This window comes from Catenulispora rubra, from assembly GCF_015356825.1.
Lineage (GTDB): Bacteria > Actinomycetota > Actinomycetes > Streptomycetales > Catenulisporaceae > Catenulispora > Catenulispora rubra.
Genome location: NZ_JAACYW010000494.1, coordinates 1 through 4,629, shown reverse-complemented (window position 1 = coordinate 4,629; position 4,629 = coordinate 1). Strand labels below are relative to the sequence as shown.

3 protein-coding genes are annotated in these 4,629 nt (G+C 72.2%); 1 reads left to right on the top strand and 2 read right to left on the bottom strand.

Translation table 11 applies throughout. The features are described from left to right. Nucleotides 1–149: 149 nt before the first annotated feature. Both GWK61_RS60395 and GWK61_RS52935 read right to left on the bottom strand, forming a co-directional pair. The gene (locus GWK61_RS60395; protein ID WP_194921880.1) at nt 150–1,145 is read right to left on the bottom strand and encodes a DUF5937 family protein; all 996 of its coding nucleotides are present in this window, start codon (nt 1,143–1,145) and stop codon (nt 150–152) included. A gap of 177 nt (nt 1,146–1,322) precedes the next feature. Then, nucleotides 1,323–1,568 carry a hypothetical protein gene (locus GWK61_RS52935; protein WP_194921879.1) on the bottom strand — a complete coding sequence of 82 codons (246 nt, stop codon included), beginning with the start codon at nt 1,566–1,568 and terminating at the stop codon, nt 1,323–1,325. Between the two features lie 345 nt (nt 1,569–1,913). On the opposite strand from GWK61_RS52935, the gene GWK61_RS52930 reads away from it, so the two are divergent. After that, on the top strand, nt 1,914–4,616 hold the full coding sequence (locus GWK61_RS52930) for an FtsK/SpoIIIE family DNA translocase (protein ID WP_194921876.1): 2,703 nt from the start codon (nt 1,914–1,916) through the stop codon (nt 4,614–4,616). Nucleotides 4,617–4,629: the final 13 nt, after the last annotated feature.

The following is a 4,629-nucleotide window of genomic DNA, read 5'->3' as shown; positions in this document are numbered from 1 at the left end:
GATACGGGGGTAACGGGGGTGGCCGGGATCGCCGGTCCGCATCCGGCGGACACAGGTGGTCCCGGCCATGCGATGTCCGAGCGCGGCCTGCCGCGCTCGCACCCCCGTGCCGTCCCCGATCGCGACCGGACTGCCGGTGCCGGCGGGGGCTACCGGCGGTTCGCCGCTATCAGCTCGGCCCCGAGGCCGGTCAGGCGGTGCCGGACGCTGCGTCCGGTCCGCTCGGTGACCACCAGGCCGGCCGAGCGCAGCGCCGCGGCGTGCGCGGACGCGGTGGGCGCCTTGACGCCGAGCCGCACTGCCAGCTCGCCGGTGGTGGGGTCGTCGCCGATGACACGCAGCGCGGCGGCGCGGGCCCGGCCGATGAGCGCGGCCAGGCCGTCGTGGGGCGGGCCCTCGGTGTCGAGCGCGGCGGCGGCGTCCAGGTCGGAGACCGGATAGGCCATGATCGAGCGTCGTCCGGGGGCGATCAGCGAGCCGACGTAGTGCCCGAACACCGACGGGGTGAACGTCACTCCGTCGCCGCGCAGGTCGTAGCGCCAGTCCGGGACCTTGGCGACGGCCAGCGAGAGCTGTTCGGGCTCCCAGCGGAGCTTGGGGTGCAGGTCGTTCAGGACCGCGCCGGGGCCGTCGGTGGCCATCTGGCGGGCCCGGCGGCCGATGTCGGCGTCCAGGGTGCGGCGGATGTCCGGCCAGTCCTCGGCCAGGCAGGCCGTGTAGAGCGCGTGCATCGCGTCGGTGAACATCGGGATCAGCCGCTCGCCGCGGTCGCGCAGGGCGTCGTAGGCGCGGGAGGGGCGGCGCTCCCAGGTGTCGAAGATCGAGAAGTCCAGCGCCAGTTCGCTGTCGCGGACCGCGCGCAGCGCGTCCAGCTCCTCGTCCAGCCCGCGGTGCAGGTTCCCGCTGGGCGGCAGGTCGGGGATCAGGAAGGCCGGGGCGTAGTTGGGGACCGCGTTCAGCAGCTCCATCACCGGCCGGCACCGTTCGGGGATGTTCCGCAGCGCGCCAGCCAGCCAGCGCCGGTGCGCCGGGCGCAGCGGCCGGGTCGAGCCCAGCTGGTCCAGACCGCGGACCAGGTTCACCAGCGGCGAGGTCTCGAAGCCCACACGAGCCAGGTCGGCGCTGGTCATGGGGATTCCGACCACGCAGCCTCGCTCCTTCCTCCCCATACCCGCCCCGGGCGGCGGCGCACACGGCCGACGCGGGTGGCAGCACCCTGACGGCCCCACGGGCCGCCTTCGCAGGAATGATACGCCGCGAGCCCCCGACCCGGTCGGGTCAGGGGCTCGCTGTGTGTACTACGTGCGATACGCGGTGTCGCCTCAGGCGGCGGCCTCGGCCAGGTCGCCGGCGGTCAGCTTCGCCGCCAGCGCCTTCCAGGCCGGGACCTTCTCGCCGAACTTGGCGGCCAGCTCGGTCACCTCGGCGTCGATCTTCGTGCGGTCCGCGCCCTCGATGGCGGACAGGAGGCCGAACAGCTCCTCGGAGTCCACCTTCAGGTGCAGGTTCTTGCCGTCGCCGGCGGCGAAGTAGCAGAAGCCACCGCCCAGCGGCGTGAACCGCTTCATGTCACCGAAGACACGCCCACCGCCGGCACCACCGGCACCGGCCCGCACGGATGCGCGTGCTGTCTTGCTTTCCTTCTTGGCACCGGCCACGACGGCCCTCCTCGATAGTCCCGGCGCGTCGAGCCGACGCGAACGAACCAGCTGATGAATTGGGGATCGGCCCACGTGGGAAAGGGCGCGAACGCATGCGCGTGCGCGGCACCCACAAGGGGCCGACCGAACCACTTTAGCCTGAACGGCCGCCGAGACGGGAATCGGCGATCCGGCCGGTCGCGGGTTTCCACGCTCAGACGACTTGCGTGTGGCGGGCGGTACCGGTGGGACATCACCGGTAGCCTGGTCATCATGGCCACCCGTACGCCCTCCAAGAACAGCAAGGCAACGGCAGCCACATCCGCGTCCAAGTCCGGCTCGAAGACCTCAGCCTCGAAGGCCTCGGGGTCGGCCGGGTCGGCGGGAGCCGCCAGGGGCGCCGCTGCCGGGAAGGGGCGCGGCAGGGCTGCCGCCTCCGACACGGCGAACTCCGCCGCACCTCCGCCGAAGAATCCCCGCGCGCGCTCCGCCCGCAACGCCGGGCCCCTGGAGAAGGGCATCGGCAAGCTGGCCTCCGGCTCGCGCCGGAGCGCCGGGCGCGCCTCGGAGGGGGCCAAGGCGCTGCATCCGGACCACCGGCGCGACGCCTTCGGCTTCGCGCTGATCGGCCTGGGCATAGTGATGGCCGCGTCGCTGTGGCACGGGTTCCCCGGCGCGGTGCCGCAGGCCGTCGTCGCGATCGTGGCCGGCGGCTTCGGCCGGGTCGGCGCGTTCACCCCGCTGCTGGTCTTCGGCCTGGCGGTGCGCGTGATCCGGCGGCCGGAGGAGGCTGCCGACACCAACCGGATGTCCATCGGCTGGGGCGCCTTCACCGTCGCCGCGGTCGGTCTGATCCACATCGCCGGCCACATGCCGCACCCCGCGGACGGGGCGACGGCGATGCGCAACGCCGGCGGCTGGGTCGGCTACGCGATCTCGGCGCCGCTGGTCTCGACGGTGTCCTCGTTCGTGGCGGTGCCGCTGCTGATCCTGCTGCTGCTGTTCGGCGTCCTGGTGATCACCGCCACGCCGGTGTACCGGATCCCGGAGCGGATCCGGGCCGGGCGCGGGCACGCCGGCGGGTTCCTGCACTGGATGATCTTCGGCGAGCGCGAGGACCCGGACGCGCTGGCCGACGAGGAGGACGATCCGTACGGGATCCTCCCCGAGGACGACCCCTCGGACAACGAGGTGCGCAACCAAAGGCTGCAGCAGTTCGAGCGCGGCAGGGCGCGGGCAGACACTGCCGAGAACGAGCCGACGATCTTCATCCCGATGCTGGACGAGGCCGGGGACGTCACGCCGGACGCGGTGGTGGACGCGGTGCCGCCGGTCGAGGACGGCACGCAGGTGCCGATCCCGGTCGCGGTGCCGCGCAGCCGGAAGTCCGGAGGCAAGAAGGTCGGGGCCTCGGCACCGGCTACGGGGTCCTCGGGGTCCTCGCCCAAGGACGCGGTCCAGGCGGCGATGGAGCTGTACGCGGCCAGCGTCGACCCGGACGCCGAGTACAAGCTGCCGCCGCCGGACATGCTGCGCGTCGGGGCGCCGCCGAAGATGCGCTCGAAGGCCAACGACACCGTGGTGGCCGCGCTGGTCGAGGTGTTCAAGCAGTTCAACGTCGACGCCAAGGTCGTGGGCTTCACCCGTGGCCCGACGGTGACCCGCTACGAGGTCGAGCTGGGCCCGGCGGTCAAGGTCGAGCGGATCACCGCGCTGTCGAAGAACATCGCCTACGCCGTCGCCTCGGCGGACGTGCGGATCCTGTCGCCGATCCCCGGCAAGTCCGCGATCGGCATCGAGATCCCCAACGCCGACCGCGAGAACGTGGCGCTGGGCGACGTGCTGCGCTCGGTGGAGGCCACCGGCGAGACCCACCCGATGATGGTGGCGCTGGGCAAGGACGTCGAGGGCCGGCACATCGTGGCCAACCTGACGCGCATGCCGCACATGCTGGTGGCCGGCGCGACCGGCGCGGGCAAGTCCACCTGCATCAACACCCTGATCGTCTCGGTGCTGCTGCGCGCCACCCCGGACCAGGTCCGGCTGATCCTGGTGGACCCCAAGCGGGTGGAGCTGACCAGCTACGAGGGCATCCCGCACCTGATCACGCCGATCATCACCAACCCGAAGAAGGCCGCCGAGGCGCTGCAGTGGGTGGTCCGCGAGATGGACCTGCGCTACGACGACCTGGCCGACTCCGGCTTCCGCCACGTCGACGACTTCAACGCCGCGGTCCGCGCCGGCAAGCTCAAGCCCCTCCCGGGCTCGGAGCGCGTGTACCAGCCGTACCCCTACCTGCTGGTGATCGTCGACGAGCTCGCGGACCTGATGATGGTGGCCCCCCGCGACGTCGAGGACTCGATCGTCCGCATCACCCAGCTCGCCCGCGCCGCCGGCATCCACCTGGTGCTGGCCACCCAGCGGCCGTCGGTGGACGTGGTGACCGGCCTGATCAAGGCGAACGTGCCCTCCCGCCTGGCGTTCGCGACCTCCTCACTGGCCGACTCCCGCGTCATCCTGGACCAGCCGGGCGCGGAGAAGCTGGTCGGCCAGGGCGACGCCCTGTTCCTGCCGATGGGTGCGTCGAAGGCGCAGCGTCTGCAGGGCGCGTACGTGTCGGAGACCGAGATCGCGGCGGTGGTGAAGTTCTGCACGGACCAGCTAACGCCCCTGTACCGCGAGGACGTTACCGGCCAGGCGGGCTCGAAGAAGGTCGTCGAGGAGGAGATCGGCGACGACCTGGACCTGCTGCTGCAGGCCGCGGAGCTGGTGGTGTCGACGCAGTTCGGGTCGACGTCGATGCTCCAGCGCAAGCTGCGGGTCGGATTCGCGAAGGCGGGGCGCCTGATGGACCTGCTGGAGACGCGGAACGTGGTCGGGCCCTCGGAGGGCGCGAAGGCTCGGGATGTGCTGGTGCGGCCCGACGATCTGGAGGGCGTGCTGGATTCGATTCGCGCTGAGGCGGGGGCTGGGTAGGGGTTTTGGGGGC

Coding starts and splice junctions, on each gene's coding strand:
- GWK61_RS52935 (WP_194921879.1), bottom strand. CDS start 1,568: ATGAAGCGGTTCACGCCGCTGGGCGGTGGCTTCTGCTACTTCGCCGCC.
- GWK61_RS52930 (WP_194921876.1), top strand. CDS start 1,914: ATGGCCACCCGTACGCCCTCCAAGAACAGCAAGGCAACGGCAGCCACA.